At 69.8% G+C, this 18850-nt stretch carries 19 protein-coding genes; 8 read left to right on the top strand and 11 right to left on the bottom strand.

Annotated features, from left to right (window positions below):
* The 7 genes from ABID77_RS19745 to ABID77_RS19715 all read right to left on the bottom strand — a co-directional run bounded on the left by ABID77_RS19745 (position 1) and on the right by ABID77_RS19715 (position 7777).
* Positions 1 to 420 carry a hypothetical protein gene (locus tag ABID77_RS19745; RefSeq protein ID WP_429599508.1) on the bottom strand — a complete coding sequence of 140 codons (420 nt, stop codon included), beginning with the start codon at positions 418 to 420 and terminating at the stop codon, positions 1 to 3.
* Positions 421 to 1359: 939 nt separating this feature from the next.
* Positions 1360 to 3630 (bottom strand): xanthine dehydrogenase family protein molybdopterin-binding subunit, encoded by a 2271-nt coding sequence (locus ABID77_RS19740; protein WP_429599505.1) that lies wholly within the window; start codon positions 3628 to 3630, stop codon positions 1360 to 1362.
* Positions 3630 to 4646: an FAD binding domain-containing protein gene (locus ABID77_RS19735; RefSeq protein ID WP_429599503.1), complete on the bottom strand. Its 1017-nt coding sequence runs from the start codon at positions 4644 to 4646 to the stop codon at positions 3630 to 3632. Before ABID77_RS19735 ends, ABID77_RS19740 begins: the two co-directional genes overlap by 1 nt.
* Complete coding sequence (locus ABID77_RS19730) at positions 4643 to 5188, bottom strand: (2Fe-2S)-binding protein (protein ID WP_429599501.1); 546 nt, start codon at positions 5186 to 5188, stop codon at positions 4643 to 4645. The genes ABID77_RS19735 and ABID77_RS19730 overlap by 4 nt, the downstream gene beginning before the upstream one ends.
* Positions 5189 to 5427: 239 nt before the next feature.
* Positions 5428 to 6507 (bottom strand): TAXI family TRAP transporter solute-binding subunit, encoded by a 1080-nt coding sequence (locus ABID77_RS19725; protein WP_429599499.1) that lies wholly within the window; start codon positions 6505 to 6507, stop codon positions 5428 to 5430.
* Between the two features lie 24 nt (positions 6508 to 6531).
* Complete coding sequence (locus tag ABID77_RS19720; protein ID WP_429599496.1) at positions 6532 to 7143, bottom strand: hypothetical protein; 612 nt, start codon at positions 7141 to 7143, stop codon at positions 6532 to 6534.
* A gap of 145 nt (positions 7144 to 7288) precedes the next feature.
* A complete protein-coding gene (locus ABID77_RS19715; protein ID WP_429599494.1) occupies positions 7289 to 7777 on the bottom strand; it encodes a C40 family peptidase in 489 nt (162 codons plus the stop codon).
* Positions 7778 to 7956: 179 nt separating this feature from the next.
* Here ABID77_RS19715 and gntA point away from each other — a divergent pair, with 179 nt between their 5' ends.
* The 3 genes from gntA (at position 7957) to ABID77_RS19700 (ending at position 9915) form a co-directional block, all read left to right on the top strand.
* The gene (gene gntA / locus ABID77_RS19710) at positions 7957 to 8649 is read left to right on the top strand and encodes a guanitoxin biosynthesis heme-dependent pre-guanitoxin N-hydroxylase GntA (RefSeq protein WP_429599491.1); all 693 of its coding nucleotides are present in this window, start codon (positions 7957 to 7959) and stop codon (positions 8647 to 8649) included.
* The gene (locus tag ABID77_RS19705) at positions 8642 to 9280 is read left to right on the top strand and encodes a DUF1989 domain-containing protein (protein WP_429599488.1); all 639 of its coding nucleotides are present in this window, start codon (positions 8642 to 8644) and stop codon (positions 9278 to 9280) included. The genes gntA and ABID77_RS19705 overlap by 8 nt, the downstream gene beginning before the upstream one ends.
* 173 nt (positions 9281 to 9453) lie before the next feature.
* A complete protein-coding gene (locus tag ABID77_RS19700; RefSeq protein ID WP_429599486.1) occupies positions 9454 to 9915 on the top strand; it encodes an ABC transporter substrate-binding protein in 462 nt (153 codons plus the stop codon).
* A gap of 53 nt (positions 9916 to 9968) precedes the next feature.
* Here the strand turns inward: ABID77_RS19700 and ABID77_RS19695 are convergent, their stop codons facing one another.
* Complete coding sequence (locus tag ABID77_RS19695) at positions 9969 to 10556, bottom strand: cytochrome b (RefSeq protein WP_429599484.1); 588 nt, start codon at positions 10554 to 10556, stop codon at positions 9969 to 9971.
* Positions 10553 to 11611 carry a catalase family peroxidase gene (locus tag ABID77_RS19690; protein WP_429599482.1) on the bottom strand — a complete coding sequence of 353 codons (1059 nt, stop codon included), beginning with the start codon at positions 11609 to 11611 and terminating at the stop codon, positions 10553 to 10555. Before ABID77_RS19690 ends, ABID77_RS19695 begins: the two co-directional genes overlap by 4 nt.
* Positions 11612 to 11845: 234 nt before the next feature.
* Here ABID77_RS19690 and ABID77_RS19685 point away from each other — a divergent pair, with 234 nt between their 5' ends.
* The 3 genes from ABID77_RS19685 (at position 11846) to ABID77_RS19675 (ending at position 15803) form a co-directional block, all read left to right on the top strand.
* Complete coding sequence (locus ABID77_RS19685) at positions 11846 to 13312, top strand: alkaline phosphatase (protein ID WP_429599479.1); 1467 nt, start codon at positions 11846 to 11848, stop codon at positions 13310 to 13312.
* A 47-nt stretch (positions 13313 to 13359) separates the two neighbouring features.
* Entirely contained in the window at positions 13360 to 14898 is a 1539-nt protein-coding gene (locus ABID77_RS19680; protein ID WP_429599477.1) for an alkaline phosphatase, read from the top strand.
* 302 nt (positions 14899 to 15200) lie between these two features.
* Positions 15201 to 15803: a hypothetical protein gene (locus ABID77_RS19675; RefSeq protein ID WP_429599475.1), complete on the top strand. Its 603-nt coding sequence runs from the start codon at positions 15201 to 15203 to the stop codon at positions 15801 to 15803.
* A 7-nt stretch (positions 15804 to 15810) separates the two neighbouring features.
* Here ABID77_RS19675 and ABID77_RS19670 read toward each other — a convergent pair whose 3' ends face one another.
* Entirely contained in the window at positions 15811 to 17109 is a 1299-nt protein-coding gene (locus ABID77_RS19670; RefSeq protein ID WP_429599473.1) for a D-amino acid dehydrogenase, read from the bottom strand.
* A gap of 129 nt (positions 17110 to 17238) precedes the next feature.
* Here ABID77_RS19670 and ABID77_RS19665 point away from each other — a divergent pair, with 129 nt between their 5' ends.
* The gene (locus ABID77_RS19665; RefSeq protein WP_429599471.1) at positions 17239 to 17706 is read left to right on the top strand and encodes a winged helix-turn-helix transcriptional regulator; all 468 of its coding nucleotides are present in this window, start codon (positions 17239 to 17241) and stop codon (positions 17704 to 17706) included.
* A 4-nt stretch (positions 17707 to 17710) separates the two neighbouring features.
* Complete coding sequence (locus ABID77_RS19660; protein ID WP_429599469.1) at positions 17711 to 18511, top strand: hypothetical protein; 801 nt, start codon at positions 17711 to 17713, stop codon at positions 18509 to 18511.
* Here the strand turns inward: ABID77_RS19660 and ABID77_RS19655 are convergent.
* Positions 18496 to 18798, bottom strand: coding sequence for a hypothetical protein (locus ABID77_RS19655; protein WP_429599466.1), 303 nt, complete (start codon positions 18796 to 18798; stop codon positions 18496 to 18498). The two genes, ABID77_RS19660 and ABID77_RS19655, sit on opposite strands and share 16 nt — an antisense overlap.
* Between the last annotated feature and the right edge of the window lie 52 nt (positions 18799 to 18850).

Genomic DNA, 18850 nt, shown 5'->3' with positions numbered 1-18850 from the left:
TCATGTTTCGAAATTCATTTCGCCAGCCGGCGCTTCGAAAACCAGATGGATGGTGATCGAGTGCCCTGCAGGTGCTTCGATGATGGCCCGGCCGTCTTGATCGGTCTTTGCCTTGCGTATCGCGCCATTGTCGTTCACGACGAAAGTGCGATTTGCAAGTAATTTTCCCGTCTCGCTGTCCTTGAATTCGAAGACTTTCCCGTGCTTTTCCCGTGCCTTTGAAAGAGGAGCATGTCCGGCGTGGATGAGCCATGCATCGGAACCTGCCATCCCGGCGATCTCGTGCGCCTGAAAATGCATTCGATAATCATCGAACAACGCTTTCAGGCGTGGTGGGTTCGAACACTTGCAGATGCACAGATCGCCATCCAGATTTGCCTGCCTGCCGATCGGATCGGTATTCGGGCGATAAGGAGGCACGCACTTGGTGATACCCCAACTCTTGCAAGCGTTGCAATACACGGGGTCGCCTTCGTAGCAGGCAAGTTTCCCGTGAATATGGGAAGGATATCTCTGCGGTCTCGGTTCGACCCGTCCTCCTGCTGGAGTCGTGGTATCGCCTTCGCGAATGAATGATCGCCCGTATACGCACACATCCAACTCCTTTCGCACGCCATCAAAAAAGATTTCTATTTTTCTGGATCATATGCCGCATCACCTCTAGGAATGATCTGAACAATACTGGGTTGATAAAATATCAAGCAGACCGAAGCAAAGGAAGACCAGCTAGTAATTCCGCATGAGTTGATGAATTTCGACCAGGTATTGCATACGTTCTCATGACGATTTTCCGACTCGATCATGCATCGCGTAACTGCATGCTAGATGGGTCGATAAGCAGATGCCGATTCGAGCGACTTGTATCTAAGAGAAAGGCTCGATCCCCGGAAACAATCATTCCCGGTTCGCATGCCAAAAGGTTGGTCGAATTGAAATTGACCATCGTCCGGCTCCCTCACGACGGGAGTGAAGGTGCGACCACGCGGGAGTTACAAGACTGCGCGAAGCCTATCGAGGTGCCATGACCGACATCTCTTTGGTGTGCGGAGACCGGCGCTTCCCGGACCACCGGCACCGCCTGCGGCACTTGAACGCCGCCACCGTCGCCTCGCTCTTCATCCACACCGCCACGCCCGATCAGGCGAACGCCCTCGCCGCGACCGTGCGCCGGCGGCTGCTGGCGCCCGGCGGCTTCGCCGCGTCCGAGAGATGGACCAATGGGATGGTGAGGAATTGGCTGGACGCGCGAAAGTCATCGGACATCGCGCCGCCACCCGCCGCCCACCGCCGGCTGACGGGAGCACCGGCAGGCGACGACACCGCGCACGCTCCCGATGCGCGACGACGTCGCCGCCGTCCTCAAAGCAGCTTGTCGATCGTCACCGGCAGACTCCGCTGCCGCTTTCCCGTCGCATGGAAGATCGCGTTCGCCACCGCGCCCGCCGTACCGACGATGCCGATCTCGCCCAGGCCCTTGACGCCCAGGGGCGTCACGTCCGGATCGGGCTCGTCGACGAAGATCACCTCGATGTCGTCGATGTCGGCGTTCACCGGCACGTGGTACTCGGCGAAGCTGTGGTTCATGACGCGGCCCAGGCGGTGGTCGGTCATGCCCTCCTCGTGCAGCGCCATGCCGATGCCCATCACCACGCCGCCCAGGATCTGGCTGCGCGCCGTCTTGGGGTTGATGATGCGGCCGGCCGCCACGGCGCAAACCACGCGGGTCACGCGCACCACGCCGAGTTCCTCGTCGACCTTCACTTCCACGAAGACCGCACTGTGCGTGTTGCGCGCCTTGACCATCATGCTGACCATGTCGCCGACGCCGGGCTTGGCGGTCTGCTCCTCCTCCAGCACGTCCTTGCCGGTGGCGGCCATGGCCTCGGCGAGGCTGACCGAGCGCGACGGATCGGCCTTGACCGTGATGCGGCCGTCCTTGAACTCGACCTCGTCGAACTTGACCTTGCCCAGCGGCGCGCCCTCGATCTCCAGGGCCGCGTCGTGCAGCTTCAGCGCGATCATCCGGCAGGCCAGCTGCGTGGCGGCGCCCGACGAGGCCGCGCCCCAGGAGCCGCCCTCGGGCGGCGAGGCCGACAGGTCGCTGTCGCCGAGCTTGGCGGTGATGCGGTCGAGCGGCACGCCCAGCGTCTCCGAGGCGATCTGCGACATCACGGTGTAGGTGCCGGTGCCGATGTCCGAACCGGCGCTGGAGATCTCCAGCGCGCCGTCCTTCGTCAGCCGCGCCTTGGCGGCGGTCTTCATGAACAGCGCGTCCCACATGCCGGTGGCCATGCCCCAGCCGACCAGGTCGCGGCCTTCCTTCATCGAGCGCGGTTCGTGCGAACGGGCCGACCAGCCGAAGCGTGCCGCGCCCTCGTCGTAGGCCTCGCGCAGCGCCTTCGACGTGTAGGGCTTGTCGTTCATCGCGTCGACCTCGGAGTAATTGAGGCGGCGGAATGCGAGTGGGTCCTGCTTCACGGCGTAGGCCATCTCGTCGATCGCCATCTCGAACAGCGTCATGCCGGTGGCGGCGCCGGGGGCGCGCATGTCGCCGGGCGTGTACGTGTCGACTGGCGCGATGGTGTAGGCCGCCGAGGCGTTCTCGCAGGCGTAGTTCATCAAGCCCCAGTTGCACACCACTTCCATGTAGTTCTCGAAGCGGGACGTGGCGGTGGTGGCGTCGTTCATGATGGCCTGCAGGTGTCCGTCCTCGTCGGTCGCGAGCGACACCGACTGGATGGCCTCGGGCCGGTGCACGTGGCTGAACATCTGCTGGCGCGTCAGCGCGACCCGCACCGAGCGCTCCAGCTTCTTGGCCGCCAGCGTCGCCAGGTAGACGTGGTACTGCGGCCGCAGGCCGGAGCCGAAGGCGCCGCCGACGTAGGCGTTGACCACACGGACGTCCTCCTTGGAGAAGCCGAAGACCGAGGACAGGTAGGCCTGCACGTTCTGCGAGCCCTGCGTCTTGTCGTAGACGGTGATCTTGCCCTCGCCCTCCCAGACGACCGTGGCGGCGTGCATCTCCATCGGGTTGTGGAAGTGCGGGGAGATCCGGTAGGCGCCCACGTGCTGGACCGGCGCGGCCTCGAAGGCGGCCTTGGCGTCGCCGCGCGGCTTGGGCGGGATGAAGGTGCTGCGCTTCTTCGAGGGCTCGAACTTCTCGCGCATGGCGGCGTTGAAGTCGGTGTTGTGCGCCTCGACGTCGTACTCCACGCGCAGCAGCGCGGCGGCGTCGCGCGCGGCCTCGAGCGAGTCGGCCACCACCAGCGCGATCGGCTGGGCGCTGAAGGCGATCTTGTCGTCGTAGAGCGCGCGGAACGGCGAGCCCGGCACCGAGACCATGTCCGTGTAGCTGCCGTCGCGCAGCGGCAGGTGGGGCCGGTTGGCGTGCGTGATGATCTCCACCACGCCCGGCACGGCGCGCGCCTTCGTCTCGTCGAAGGCCACGATGCGGCCTTTGGCGATGTCGCTGGAGACGACCCAGCCGTAGAGCAGGTCGCTCGCCGCGTACTCGGCGGCGTAGCGGGCGCGGCCGGTCACTTTGGCCAGGCCGTCGACGCGGTTGAAGGCGTCGCCGATGCGCACGCTGGAGGTCGTCGGGGCTGTCTTTTCTGTCGTCGTCGTGTTCATCAGACCACCCGCTTGTCGGTTTGGGATTGGGGCGTGCCGTCGGCCGCCTGCTGGAGCGCGCGCACGATGGCGCGCCGGGCCAGTTCGATCTTGAATTCGTTGTCGCCACGGCCGACGGCGCCCTGCAGCAGACGCTGCGCCGCGCCCGCGAAGGCCTCGTGCGAGGGCGTGGCGCCCACCAGCGCCGCCTCGGCCTCCGGCACGCGCCAGGGCTTGTGCGCGACGCCGCCCAGGGCGATGCGCGCGGTCTCGATGCGGCCGTCGTCGCCCAGCTTGAGCGCCACGGCGACCGACACCAGCGCGAAGGCGTAGGACAGCCGGTCGCGCAGCTTCAGGTAGGTGTAGTGGGTCGGAAAACCCTCGGCCGGCAGGTCGATGCCGGTGACCAGCTCGCCGGGCTCCAACGTGTTGTCGCGCGCCGGGTCGTCGCCCGGCAGGCGGTGGTAGTCGGCGAAGGGGATGGTGCGTTCGCCGTCCGGACCCTCGACGCGCACCGTGGCCTCCAGCGCGGCCAGGGCCACGCACATGTCGGAGGGATGCGTCGCGATGCACTGCTCGCTCGATCCCAGGATGGCGTGGATGCGCGTGACGCCGCCCAGGGCGCCGCAGCCCGATCCGGGCTCGCGCTTGTTGCAGGCCGTGGCGGTGTCGTAGAAGTAGTAGCAGCGCGTGCGCTGGTTCAGGTTGCCGCCGTTGGTGGCGCGGTTGCGCAACTGCGGGCTGGCGCCGGCGAGGATGGCCGAGGCCAGCAGCGGATAGCGCTCGGCGACGCGCTCGTCGTAGGCGGTGTCGGCGTTGGTCGCCAGGGCGCCCAGGCGCAGTCCGCCGCCGTCGGTCTCCTCGATGGCGGCGAAGGGCAGGCGCTGGATGTCGATGACCGAGACCGGCCGCTCGACGTTCTCCTTCATCAGGTCGACCAGGTTGGTGCCCCCGGCCAGGAAGCGCGCGCCGGCGGCGCCGCCGAGGCGGACCGCTTCCGCGCTGTCGTGGGCCTGGGCGTAGTCGAAGCGGTTCATGACGTGGCTCCTTCGCGCTGGAGCACGTGCATCACGGCGTCGGCGATGTTGGTGTAGGCGCCGCAGCGGCACAGGTTGCCGCTCATGAGTTCGCGCACCTCTTCGCGGGTCCTGGCCTTGCCCTCGGAAATCAGGCCGCGCGCGGAACAGATCTGGCCCGGCGTGCAGTAGCCGCACTGGAAGGCGTCGTGGTCCATGAAGGCCTGCTGCAGCGGGTCGAGTTCGCAGCCGTCGGCGCCGCCGGCCAGGCCCTCGATGGTCTGCACCTTCGCGCCGTCGGCCGACACCGCCAGCACCAGGCAGCTGTTGACGCGCTTGCCGTCGAGCAGCACCGTGCAGGCGCCGCACTGGCCGTGGTCGCAGCCCTTCTTGGTGCCGGTGAGGTGCGCTTCCTCGCGCAGCAGGTCGAGCAGCGTGACCCAGGGAGCGACGCGGGTCGGATGGGCCGTGCCGTTGAGATGGAGCGTGATGGGGAACGTGGCGTCGCGCGAAGCCGTGTCCTGCGTCGCGGCGAGGGTGGCGGGGTGAACTGTGTCGTCCATGGGGAATCCTTGTGGGGCGGGTCGTGGGGTTCGTTCTGATGCGGCAGGACAACCCACCGTCGCATGCAAACTAACGACCGACTTCCACCCGACTTGTAGGAGCGACCTCCGGTCGCGGCCCGGACAAGCCTCACACCGCCTCAACCCCCGTCGGAATCGCCACGCCGGCCTCGCCGCGCCCGCGAGGGAACGGGCGCCACGGCACGCGGCGGCGACGGCGACGCCCGGATCGCGGCGGATCAGCCCTTGCAGAGCCCCAGCACCCGCTCCTGCTCGGTGCAGGCGCGCGCCTTGGGCTGCGAGCGGGCCGTCGCGCCCGCCTCGGGGACCGGCTGCGAGGCGATGCACTTGCGCAGACGCCGCTCCATCGGCGCGTAGTAGCGCCAGCCCTGGCCGAGGGGCGGGAGGTCGAGCTTGACCTGCTTCCACTTCGGATGGCCGCTGGCCTGCAGCTTGTCGAAGTTCGTGCACAGCGACTCGGCGAAGCGGTTGAGGCCGTCCACGGTCGAGTTCAGGCCGTAGTCGTAGGTGACCAGGTAGGCCTTCACGCTCAGGGTCGGCACGTCGGCCGTGAGCCAGGTCGGGTAGCTCTCCTTGCGCAGGGTCACGGGGAAGTAGGTCTTCTTCGCCCGTGCGCTCTCGGGCGCGGCATCCTCGAACCTGAGGATCTTGATGTACTTGCGCGCCTCGGGCTTCATGTCGGCGAACAGCTTGGCGGGCTGGCCGGCCACGACGATGGCGACGTCGATCGACTTGTCGACCGTGAGCTTGGTCAGCGCCTCCTCGTTGGTGAGGTAGCTGGCGTTGGCCGGGGGCAGCGGCTCGCCGAACATCAGCTGGTAGACCGTGCGCGAGGTCAGCGCCGTGCCGCTGCCGATCGGCCCGACGCCGATCTTCTTGTCCTTGATCTCGTGGATGGCGTTGATCGGCGAATCGGCACGGGCGACGAAATAGATCTCCTCGTCGTAGAGCGGCATGATCAGGCGCAACGGCCGGATGATGTTGCCGGCCTCCGCGTTGCCGGCCTTGGCCTCGTCGAGGAAGGCCTGGTAGACGTCCGACTGCACCAGCGCCATCCGCACGCCGGGCTCGAAGCGCATGCGCTGCACGTTCTCCGCCGAGCCCTTGGACTCCAGCACCTCCAGGGGGATGCCCGCCGGTTCGGCGACCCACTTGGCCAGGTCGTTGCCGATCTGGATGTACGTGCCGGTCTTCGACGCGGTGACGATCTTGAAAGGCGGCGCCGGCGTCGGGGCGGCGGCGACCGAGCAGGCGGTGGCGGCGAGCAGCAGTGCCGCGAGCAGGGATCGGATGGACATTGGAGGCTCCTTCGGGATGCGGATTCAGGGCCGGGCGCACAGCGACAGCGCGGCCAGGGCCTCGTTGCACGGCGACGCGGGGTCGTCGGCGCCGGCGGGCGCGGCGGGCGACGTGGCGGGCGGGGTCGTCCCGGAGGTCGCCGCCGGCGGCGTCGCCGGGGCGGCGGGGGTGGTCGACGGCGTGGCGGCGGACGGGGTGCGCACGACGGGGCCGGTGGCCGTCGCCGGCGCTTCCTGCGCGAGCGCGGGCGACGGCGGGGTCGCCGCGTTCTGCTTCGTGTAGCGGTCGTAGGCCATGCCCAGCAGCAGCACGCCGGCGATCAGCGCCACGATGCCGATCGCCTTGCGACGCCGCCGCGCCGCGCCGTCGTCCACCGCGTGCGGACCGAGTCCGGCGGCGGTGAAGTCGTTCGGGCCGCGCGCCGCCGCGAAGGGATCCGTCGCGCCGTCGTCGTCCGAGGGCATGCCGGGCGAGGCGGGTGAAACGAACGGGGCGGCGCCCGCGCCGCCCTTGGCCGGCGCGACCGTCTGGTCCTTGCCGCAGTGCGGGCAGATCCGCTCCTGTTCGGGCAGCAGGTCGCCGCAATGTCGGCACGGGACGAGGAACGACGTGTCCTGATCGGCCAGATTCACCATGTGTTCAACAACTTTCTCGAGCGCGGGGCGCGCATGCCGTGGGGATCTGTGATCGCGCCGAGTATCACCCACGCCCGCGCCCCTCAAAAAGCGGGTTTATGCGCAGCATGGGCGCCCGGCATGGCGACGAGTCCGGCCGTGCCCCTCAGATCCGCCGCACCTCGAAGCGCTGGCGCGACCAGTACGGCCCGTCGAGCCGGTCGAGGCGCACGTCGCCGCCCGAGGACGGGGCGTGCACGAAGCGGCCGTCGCCCACGTAGATGCCCGCGTGCGTGGGCCGTGCGCCGCCGAACAGCACCAGGTCGCCGGTACGCAGTTCGCCCGCATCGACCGCCCGCCCGAAGCCCGCCAGCTGCGCCACGGTGCGCGGCGGCGTCACGCCCACGCGGGTGCGGTAGACGTGCGCGATCAGTCCACTGCAGTCGAAGCCGCCCTCCACCGTGTTGCCGCCGTAGCGATAGGGCGTGCCGACCAGGCCCAGCGCGTGGATGGCGAGGTCCTGCGCCTGCTCCGGCGTGATCGCCGACGGCACGACGGTCGGCCGCGGCGCCGGGGCGCGCGGGCCGCTGGCACAGCCGCCGAGCCAGACCGTGGCGCCCAGCAGGAGCGGAAGCAGGAGCGGATGTCTGGTCATGCGGAAGCCCTGAAGTCCGGGAATGTCGATGGCCGAGTGTCGGCCAACGCGCAGGTGAGCGGCAGCGCTTTCCCTTACGCCCCGCCTCGCGCACGCCCACTCGAGGTGGCTCCGATGACCGTCAAGGACGAAACCGGCGCCGCCTACCCTGGACGTATATCCAGTTATCAGGCCACCCCATGCATCCTTCCACCGCTTCGTCCCCGGCGCCGGTTCCCGCCCGGCAGTCCTTCTCCGACTTCGTCGCCGGCGCCTCGTTTCCCTGCGTCGGCGCCAAATCCGCCCTGCACAAGGACCGGCTGCGCTTCGCGCCGGCCGGCGTGCTCGGCAGCGAGGCGGCGTCGCGCCGGCTCGTGCACGCCCTGCACGCCTTCTCGCAGGAGTTCGAGAAGCCCGGCACGACGCCGGTCAGCTTCATCGCCCTGTTCGACCCGGTAGCGCTCGACGAACTCGGCTTCGAGCAGCTGCTCTGGCGCCAGCTGAGCGACATGCACGCCTACGACGCCTCGCTGGGCTCGACCTGGGACGCGACGGTGTCCAACGACCCGGCGCGCGAGGAGTTCTCCTTCAGCATCGGCGGACGGGCGTTCTTCGTCGTCGGCCTGCATCCCGGGGCCTCGCGACTGGCCCGGCGCTCGCCGGCGCCCTGTCTGGTCTTCAACTTCCACGACCAGTTCGAGGCCCTCAAGGCCTCGGGCAAGTACCAGACGATGCAGGAAGCCATCCGCAAGCGCGACGTGGCACTGCAGGGCTCGGTGAACCCGGTGCTCTCGCGCTTCGGCGATGCGTCGGAGGCGCGTCAATACTCCGGCCGCGCGGTCGAGTCGGACTGGGCCTGTCCCTTCCATCGCCGGGAGTCGCAGGATGTCTGAGCACGACCGTTCGCACGCCCATCCGCACGTCCATGGCGTCTCGTGCCGCATCCCGCCGCAGTCCGGCCGGGGCTTCCGACTGAAGAAGGGCGACATCCTGCGCATCACCGACCCCGAAGGCGAGCAGGTCGCCGACCTCTACGCCTTCCAGGACGGCAACCACGCCTGCGCCCTGTCGTCGGGCCGCAGCATCGACTACGCCTCGAAGATCTACCTCTCGACCGGCGACGTGCTCTACGCCAACGACAGCCAGCGGATGTTCACCATCGTCGCCGACGACGTCGGCCGCCACGATTTCCTGCTGACGCCTTGCAGCCAGGAGATGTTCGAGATCCTGTACCGGCACGTCGGGCACCACCCGAGCTGCTTCGAGAACCTCTACACGGCCTTCGCCGAGTTCGGCATCCGGCCGGAGCAGATCCACACCACCTTCAACATCTTCATGAACGTGACCGTGGACCCCCAGGGCAGGGTGGCCGTGCTGCCGCCGACGTCGAAGCCGGGCGACGCCATCGAACTGCGCGCCGAGATGGACCTGGTGTGCGCGCTGACGTCGTGCTCGGCCGAGCAGTCGAACAACGGGACGTTCAAGCCGATCGACTACGAGATCGTCGCGGCCGGGCGGCCGTGAAGCCGTCGTCGTCCTCGACGTCCCACGGGGCCGCAGCGATCCCGCGCGATGACCCCGAAACCTCCCGGGTCCTGGGGACTCTGGTGCATGCGGCCCCGAACACTGCGCATCATGGGGCCACCGCGTGCCGTCGTCGGCCCCGCGCTCTCGAACCAACTTCCAAGGGACACCCCATGCGTCATTCAGCTTCCTTCCGCTCCACCGCCGCCGCCGTCATCGCCTTGACGATCGCCTCCATGACGATCCCCAGCGTGGCGCACGCCAAGCGCTTCGGCAGCCGCTCCACCACCGCGGCACGTCCGGTGGCCACGCCGGCGACACCCACGCCCGCGGCCCGCGCCCCGGCCACGACGCCGGCCGCACCCGCCGCCGCCAACACCGCCGCCCCGGCGGCCGCCGCCGCCGCACCCGCCGCCGCTGGTCCGGGCCTGATGGGCACGATGGGCGCCGTCGCCGCCGGCGGCCTGATCGGCACCATGGCCGGCAACGCCATCGCCGGCCCGTCGTCGGCCGACAAGGAAAAGGAAGCCAAGGCCAAGGAAGCCGAGGCCCACGAGAAGGAAGCCAAGGAACTTCAGCGCAAGGCCGACGAGGCCAAGGCGAAGGCCGACGCCGCCCGCGCGGCGACCAAGTAGGTCGGTCGGTCGATCAAGACGTGGCGCCCGTCCGGGCGCCGCCGCCGCGGCCGTCAGCTGCGGGCGCGCTGGCTCAGGGTCGAGACCGCCGGTGCCGGCATCTCGACCGGGTACGGTGCCATCGCCTCGTACACGCCGTCGCGCCGCACCAGCGCATGGAACAGCGCGGCGGCCAGGTGCAGCAGGATCAGCGCGAAGAAGGCGAAGGCCAGGAAGCGGTGGGCGTTCCACAGCGTGCTGTGCAGCGATGCGTCGGGCGCCACGATGGCCGGCAGATGGATGCCCGCGACCACGACCGGATAGTCGGCCGCCGACAGCATGGCCCAGCCGAGCAGCGGCATCGCGACCATCAGCGCGTAGAACGCGACGTGCGACAGCCGCGCCGCCAGCTTCATCGGCTCGGGCATGTCGCGCGGCAGCGGCGGCGCGCCGTCGCGCAGCCGCACGACGAGCCGCAGCAGCGCCAGAAGCAGGATCGCGATGCCCAGCGGTTTGTGGATCGACACCAGCGTCAGGTAGTTCGGGCTGATGGTGGAGACCATGCCCACGCCGATGAACAGCATCGCCAGGATGCAGATCGCCATGAGCCAGTGCAGGGTGCGCTGCAGCGCGGTGAATCGGCGTCGGGGGGCGGTGGTCATGGCTTGGCTCCGGAAGCGGCGGCGGTGCGGGGGTAGCTCTTCTCCTCGGCGGTGCGCCGGTTGTAGGAGACCGAATAGGCGGCCGACCGCGCGGCCGGGAACGGATCGTCCGAGGTGCGCATGCCGGCCGGCAGCACGGTCGGGTCGAAGTTGAGGTCGCGGCAGGGGCCGTCGGCCTCGGGTTCGACCTTCGTGACGACGAGGGTGCCGACTTTGCGACGGTCGTCCGGCCAGGCCTTGCTGGGATCGGCGGTCGGATCGCCCGGGTCGGCGACGGTGACCGACAGGGTCCAGCGCTGCGGTCCCTGCGCCACGCGATCGGCGATGTCCTTGTCGAGGAAGTCGGTGCCGCGCTGCTTGAGCTCGGCCGCCGGCACCGCCACCGGCGCGGCGGCCGGCACGAAGGACCAGCGCACCGCCGCGTCCTGGCCCTGCGCGTTGGTGAAGACGAAGGCGTTGAGGCCGTTGAAGGCGGTGTCGGCGTACGAACCCGTGAAAGGCGCGCTGCCGGCCCAGGCGCCGAACGCCGCGAGCTCGGGGTGCGCCGCCGCGAAGGCCTTCATGGCGCCGGGATCGGCGGACTTCGAGGCCGTCTGCAGCTCGTAGAAGGCCTGCGTCGTCGCCACCGGGAAGAACGGCGCGCTGATCATGGCCGTGCGCCACTCCTGGCCGTCGGCCGTCCGGACGCGCAGGCTCAGGCCGCGCACGCGGGCGGCGCCGTCGTCGGCCGTGGGCGTCGGCACGGCGAGGTTGAAGCGGCCGGTCACCGGATGGCTGCCGGCGGCGAACAGCTGCGCCTTCGACAGCGCGACGCCGGCGCCGTTGGCGTCGAAGGTACCGGTGAAGCAGATGCCCTTGGCGTGGTTGCGGCGGTAGCCGGCGACCGGGCCGCCCGGCGGCGCCAGGATGTCGACGACCTTGTCCGGCGTGACGCGCTGCGGCGAAAGCCAGCCGGCGGTGTACGCGAAGGCGCCGGCGACGCCGGCGACCACGACGGCAATGAGGACCAGCCGGCCCGGACTGGCGCCGGCGGAAGGTGTTTTTCGCGGATTCATCGGTGGGCTTCTTCTGGATGTTGTGGGTTGGAGCGCGGCGCAATGTAGCAGCGGCGTCGCGGCCGCGCTGTCATCAAATTACATCGCCGGGATAGGCCGCGACGATCGATCGGGAAACGACGTCCGGCGGGCGTCATCGGGGCGTCACGCGGCCCGCCTAGATTGCGTCGGCTCCGGACGAATCCCGACACATCAACGAGAGCGCGCGGCGATGGCCGCGCGACGAGGAATCGCATGAAAGACAAACTGATCCACTCATCGCTGCTGGCCCTGTCGCTGGCGCTCGCCGGCTGCAACGGCAGCGGCGACGACGACACCGTCGCCACGCCGGCGACGCCCACGACGACGACGCCCGGCACGGCCGCGCCCGTCGCCAACAAGAACGTCGTCTTCTTCCTGGGCGACGGCATGGGCATCACGACGATGACCGCCGCGCGCATCTACAAGGTCGGCGAGGACGGCGAGCTGACGATGGACCAGCTGCCCGAGACGGCCTTCGTCCACACGTACTCCAACGACGGCCAGGTCACCGACAGCGCACCCTCGATGGCCGCCTACATGACCGGCGTGAAGATGAACAACGAGGTCATCTCCATGTCGCCCGAGACCCGGGCGACCGACGCCGCCGGCAAGCCCTACCACCTCGACTACGACAGCACCTGTCCGGCCACCGGCAACGGCACGCCCGTGGCGACGCTGCTGGAACAGATGAAGGCCGCCAACTACGCCACCGGCGTCGTCAGCACCGCGCGCATCACGCACGCCACGCCGGCGGCGACCTACTCGCACGTCTGCCACCGCGACGCCGAGAACACCATCGCCGCGACCCTGGTGCCCGGCGGCGCCGGCTACAACGCCCGGCTCGGCGACGGCATCGACGTCGTGCTCGGCGGCGGCAGCAGCTACTTCCTGCCCAAGGAGAGCGGCGGCCTGCGCAACGACAAGCGCAACCTCGTCGACGAACTGAAGGCGGGGAAATACGGCTTCGCGGCCAACAAGGGCGAATTCGACAAGCTGCCGGTCGACGGCGCGACCAAGATCGCCGGCCTCTTCACCAAGAGCCACATGGCCTACGACCTCGACCGCGTCGCGACGCAGGAGCCGAGCTTGGCCGAGATGACCGCCAAGGCCATCGACGCCCTGGCCGCGCGGAAGAAAGGCTTCTTCCTGATGGTCGAGGGCGGCCGCATCGACCACGCCCTGCACGCCACCAACGCGCGCCGCGCGCTGCAGGACACCGTGGCCTTCGACGACGCCGTGAGGACCGCGCTCGACCGCATGCAGGCCATCGATCCGGGCCTGAAGAACACCTTGGTCGTCGTCACCGCCGACCACGATCACACGCTGCAGATGAACGGCTACGCCAAGCGCACCGGCAGGACGGAGCCCGGCAAGCCCGGCGTGCTGGGCCTGGTGAACAACTACGTCGACGGCACGCCGTCGAAGGACGTCGACGGCAACCCCTACACGATCCTGGGCTTCGGCAACGGCCCGCGGCGCCTGGCCACGCGCGGCCCGATCGACGCCAGCACGCTGGAGGGCGCGGACTTCCTGCAGGAGGCCGTGGTGCCGCTGGCCACCGAGACGCACGGCGGCGGCGACGTCTTCCTGGGCGCGCAGGGCCTGGGCGCCGAGAACTTCGCCGGTTCGCTGACCAACAACGAGGTGTACGGCCTGATCAGGAAGGCCGTCGGTCTGTGACCGCCCCCCGCGACACCGCAAGAAGCGCCAGTTCAAGGAACAACGACATGACCTCCTCCCCCCTCCGCGGCACCCCGCCCGCCCGCTCGCTCTCCCTCTCGCTGGTCCTGGCCGGCGCGCTCTTCACCCTCGGCGGCACGGCGCAGGCCGCCGGCGAAGCGAAGAACGTCATCTTCTTCCTGGGCGACGGCATGGGCCCGGTCACGGTGACGGCCGCGCGCATCTACAAGGGCGAGAAGCAGCTCGCCGCCGCGCCGGGCTCGCTGCCCACCAGCGAGCGCGCCGAGCTGACGATGCAGTCGCTCGGCCACGCCGCGCGCATCAAGACCTTCTCGCACGACGGCCAGACCACCGACAGCGCGCCGTCCATGTCGGCGTACATGACCGGCGTGAAGGCCAACAACGAGGTCATCTCGATGTCCTCCGACACGCTGGCCTACGCCGCCGACGGCTCGCAGTACATCAACGGCGAGGACACCACCTGCGCCGCCACCAACGGAAAGCCAACGCAGACCCTGCTGGAGCTGGCCAAGGCGCAGGGCCGCGCCGTCGGCGCCGTCTCGACCACCCGCGTCGGCCACGCCACCCCGGCGGCGACCTACGCCCACGTCTGCAACCGCAACGCCTACAACACCATCGCCGAGCAGTCGGTGCCCGGCCACCCGCGCTACAACACCCTGCTGGGCGACGGCGTCGACGTGCTGCTCGGCGGCGGCCAGCGCAACTACCTGCCCAAGTCGGTCAACGCCGGCAGCCGGCGCACCGACGGCGCCAACCTCGTGGCCGCGATGCAGGCCAAGGGCTACAGCTACGTCGACACGGGCACCCAGCTCGCCGCGCTGGACGCGACCAAGGCGGGCAAGCTGCTGGGCCTGTTCTCGCAGAGCGAGATGGCCTACGAGCTCGACCGCGTGAACCAGAAGCTCGACCAGCCCAGCCTGTCGCAGATGACGCAGAAGGCGCTCGACGTGCTCAGCCGCAACGACAAGGGCTTCTTCCTGATGGTCGAGGGCGGGCGCATCGACCACGCCCTGCACGGCACCAACGCCAAGCGCGCGCTGGAGGACACCCTGGCGCTGGACCAGGCCATCGACGCCGCGCTGGCCTACATGGAGAAGAAGGACCCGGGCCTGAAGAACACGCTGGTGGTCGTCACCGCCGACCACGACCACGCGATCGCCTTCAACGGCTACACCCGCATCGGCAACCCGATCCTGGGCAAGGTACGCGACTACCAGACCAACGAGCTGGCCAAGGCCGCCGACGGCAAGCCCTACACGACGCTGGTGTTCGGCAACGGCGGCCGGCCCAACGCCACCGCCGCCAGCCAGATCAACACCGAGGACGCCAACAAGCCCTGGGTCGCCCCGGCGCGCGGTGCCACGCGCGACGACCTCACCAACGTCGACACGACGCAGGACAACTTCCTGCAGGAAGTGGGCGTCAACCTGGGCACGCCGGGCTCGGAGACGCACGGCGGCGGCGACGTGATGCTGTTCGCCGGCGGCGCGGGCGCGAGGATCTTCAAGGGGACGATGGACAACACGAAGGTGTTTTCGAAAGTCAGGGAGGCAGCGGGACTATGAACACCCCCAGTCTTCGCGCACTGCGTGTCGCTTCGCCAACCCCCTTGCAGGGGGCGACACCGGCGGCCCGGCGAAGCCGGTTCCGCGGTGTCCGCTGGCCTTGGGCTGCGGCGGTCCTGACGGCTGTTTCGATGGGGACGGTGTCTGCTGCGGCTGCGCCTGCAGCGCATGCAGCGCATGCAGCGCATGCAGCGTCGGCTGTCTCTGCTGCATCCGGCGCTTCCTCCGCGCCGGATGCCGGCACCGCGACGGTCGCGGCGACGACGGCGGCGGTCGATGCGGCGCCGGAGGTGGATCTGCGGGTGGCGTACGACAGCCGCACGGTCGGCAGCGACGGGGTGCGGCGGGAGACGCACCACGTGAACCGGGTGTACCGCCGCAAGGGATCGGTGTGGACCGAGCGGGAGCTGCCGGCGAACGTGCGGGAGAGCGCGTCGCACGGGCACGACCACGGGCACGGGCCGCAGGCGGGGCACGCGCACGACGAGGCGCAGGGCGCGCCGCTGCGCGTGACGCGGCGTGCCGACGGCACCGAGCTCGTCGAGGTGGTGCTGGCCAGGACGCGCCGCGTGATCGAGGTCGATCGGGCGCACCACGGCAACGTCGGCTACGGCGGGTCGTGGGATGCCGTGTACTGGCTGATCCCGCCGGCGAGCCTGCGGAAGATGGAAGCGGTGGGCGCCCCCAGGGCGGGCGTGCAGCGATACCGGCTGAGCCAGGGCGAGCGCACCCTGCAGGTGGACTGGGACGTCGCCGGCCAGTACCCGAGGCGCATCGAACGCAGCGACGCGCACGGCACCTCGCGCGACGTGGTGACCGCCACGCGCGTGGCCGGTCCCCTGGCCGCGCCGTGGAAGGCCAGCGCGGCCTTCGACCGCGGCGACTACTCGGACCTGCTGGACTGAGGACGCGTCAGGCCGGGCTGCTCGCCGGCCGGTGCGGGCGAGCGCGCGCGCCGCTGGCGGCGTAGCGGTCGATGCCCAGGCCGACCGGGCTGATCTCCGGGCGCCGTCCCGTCACCAGGTCGGCCACCAGCCGCCCGGAGCCGCAGGCCATGGTCCAGCCCAGGGTGCCGTGGCCGGTGTTGAGGAACAGGTTGGCGTACCTCGTCGCGCCGACGACCGGCGTGCCGTCCGGCGTCATCGGGCGCAGGCCGGTCCAGAAGGTGGCGCGCGCGACGTCGCCGCCCGGGAACAGGTCGTTCACCACCATCTCCAGCGTGGCGCGCCGGCGCGGGTCCAGCCGCAGGTCGAAGCCGCCCAGTTCGGCCATGCCGCCCACGCGGATGCGATCGTCGAAGCGCGTGACGGCGATCTTGTAGGTCTCGTCGAGCACCGTGGACTTCGGTGCCAAGGCCGGGTCGACCAGCGGCACGGTCAGCGAGTAGCCCTTGACCGGGTACACCGGCAGGTCGAGTTCCAGCGGTTCGAGCAGCGCCCGGGAGTAGCTGCCCAGCGCCAGCACGTAGCGGTCCGCCTTCAGCACCTCGCCGCCGACGCGCACACCGGCGATGCGGTCACCCTCGCGCACCAGGCCGTCCACCGTCCGGCCGAAGCGGAAGTCGACGCCCAGCGCCTCGGCGCGCCGGCACAGCGCGGTCGTGAAGAGGTGGCAGTCGCCGGTCTCGTCGCGCGGCAGGCGCAGGCCGCCCGCGAGCCGGTCGCGCGCCCGGGCCAGGGCCGGTTCGACGGTGGCCAGCCGGTCGGCCGCGAGCAGTTCGTAGGGCACGCCGCACTCGGCGAGCACGGCGATGTCGCGCTGCACGGCGTCGACCTGCGCCTGGGTGCGGAACAGCTGCAGCGTGCCGCCGGTGCGCTCCTCGTAGGCGATGCCGGTCTCGGCGCGCAGCTGCTGCAGGCAGCCGCGGCTGTACTCGGCCACGCGCATCATGCGTTCCTTGTTGACGGCGTAGCGCTCCGGCGAGCAGTTGCGCAGCATCCGCGCCATCCACTGCAGCTGGAACCACGTGCCGTCCGGGCGCACGGCCAGCGGCGCGTGCTTCTGGAACATCCACTTCAGCGCCTTGAGCGGGATGCCCGGCGCGGCCCAGGGCGTCGAGTAGCCGGGCGAGACCTGGCCGGCGTTGGCGAAGCTGGTCTCCAGCGCCGGACCGGGCTGCCGGTCGAGCACGGTGACCTCGGCGCCGGATTTCGCGAGGTAGTAGGCGGTGGTGACGCCGATGACGCCGCCGCCGAGGACTAGGACTTTCATGGCAGGACCTGGAATTGCTGAGGGATTCCCCTAATCTATGGCCTTATCCTCGGCAAATTCCTTCGTTTTTCCAGGCTCCGGCAGTGAATGCTGCCGAACTGGAGCCCCCAGCCCGGCCCCGGGAGTGAAATGCCAGAACTCGACCGCATCGACCGCAAGATCCTCGACATCCTGCAGCGCGAGGGCCGCCTTTCGATGACCGACCTGGCCCAGCGCATCGGCCTGTCGACCTCGCCCTGCGCAGAACGCGTGCGGCGCATGGAGCGCGACGGCGTCATCGCCGGCTATCACGCCCGGGTGGCGCCGCGCGCGCTGGGCAGGACCCTGCTGGTGTTCATCGAGATCACGCTGGCGTCGAAATCCGGCGAGGTCTTCGACCGCGTGCGCGACGAACTGCTGAACATGCCCGACGTGCAGGAATGCCACCTGGTCTCCGGCAGCTTCGACTACCTGGTCAAGGCCCGGCTGGCCGGCATGGACGAGTACCGCGCCCTGCTCGGCGACCTCCTCAAGAAGCTGCCGGTGGCCGCGCAGTCGCACAGCTACGTGGTGATGGAGGAACTGAAGGAATCGCTGGTGCTGCGGACGGACCGGTAGCCCGATGGCCGATCGCCTCGCCGTCGAACCGTCGAAGCCGGCCGGCCGCTCGCCGGTGGCCGGGCAGGACGCGAGCGGACGGCTCGTCGTCCGTTTCCACGACGGCGAGACGATGCGCGGCCGGAGCGTGGGCGGCATCGTGCGGTCGGGCGTGGTCGACGTCCCGGCGCCGCCGACACGGCTCGTGGCGGACTGGACGCGCGAGATCGCGACGAACCTGCGACTGGAACCCGGCGACGTCGAGCCCCTGTCGCTGCCGCGCGCGCGGATGCGCTGGCCGGATTTCAGGCGCTGTGTCCAGGCGGCATCGGACTGGATGGGGACGCTCGGCCTGCCCGACGTGCTCGCCACCGGCGAGATCGCCTTGATGGCGTGCCGGGGCGCGCGCCACCACCACGACGCCGCGCAGTACGGCGGCTCGGTCTTCTGCAACCTCTTCCTGAGCGAGGACCGGGGGCTGGAGGTGCGTTTCCCGATGGCGAGCCGCCGGATCGCGCTGACGCGCGGGACGATGCTGCTCTTCGACACGGGCCAACCGCACGCCGTCGTGCCGCGCGGCGCGGACCGGTTCGACGCCGCCGATTTCGCGTCGGGCCGGGACCGCGATCAGGTGTTCCTGACCTGGGAGCTGCCCATCGGAGACCCGCGCGTGGCGGAGGTCCTGGGCATCGTGGTCGACGACGTGGCGCCGACCGGGATCGAAGAAGAAGGACTTCGGTGGGACGGCGCGCCGGCCCGGCTGTGCCCGGCGTCCGGCCGCTTGCTGCGGGGCCGAGACCCGGACCCGGATCAGGCGATCACGTAGTCCAGCCGGGCTTCGTGCGCCAGCTGGTCGCGCACGATGTCGCGCGCCTCGTCGTCGGCGAATTCCATCAGCACGTCGGCGATCTGGTCGTCCTCGAGCTCGAACAGCCATTCGACCGCTTCCTGCTGGCCGGCGGAGAAGACCGCCTCGTTGCCGAGCTGGAAGAAGCGCGCGGCGGTCTCCTTGGGCGCCAGCGTGCGCATGTCCAGCAGCTCGAGCACGAGGTGGATCTGCGAGGCGTCGAAGGGCACCGGCTGGGCGGAGGAAAGGTGTGCGGACGGATTCATGGTGGGGTCCTGGGTGACGGGGGTGGAAGGCGGAACCGCTCCGGAATGGAGC

It is taken from the genome of Variovorax sp. PvP013 (assembly GCF_050435945.1).
Taxonomy (GTDB): domain Bacteria; phylum Pseudomonadota; class Gammaproteobacteria; order Burkholderiales; family Burkholderiaceae_C; genus Variovorax.
This window is presented reverse-complemented; position numbering and strand designations above follow the sequence as displayed.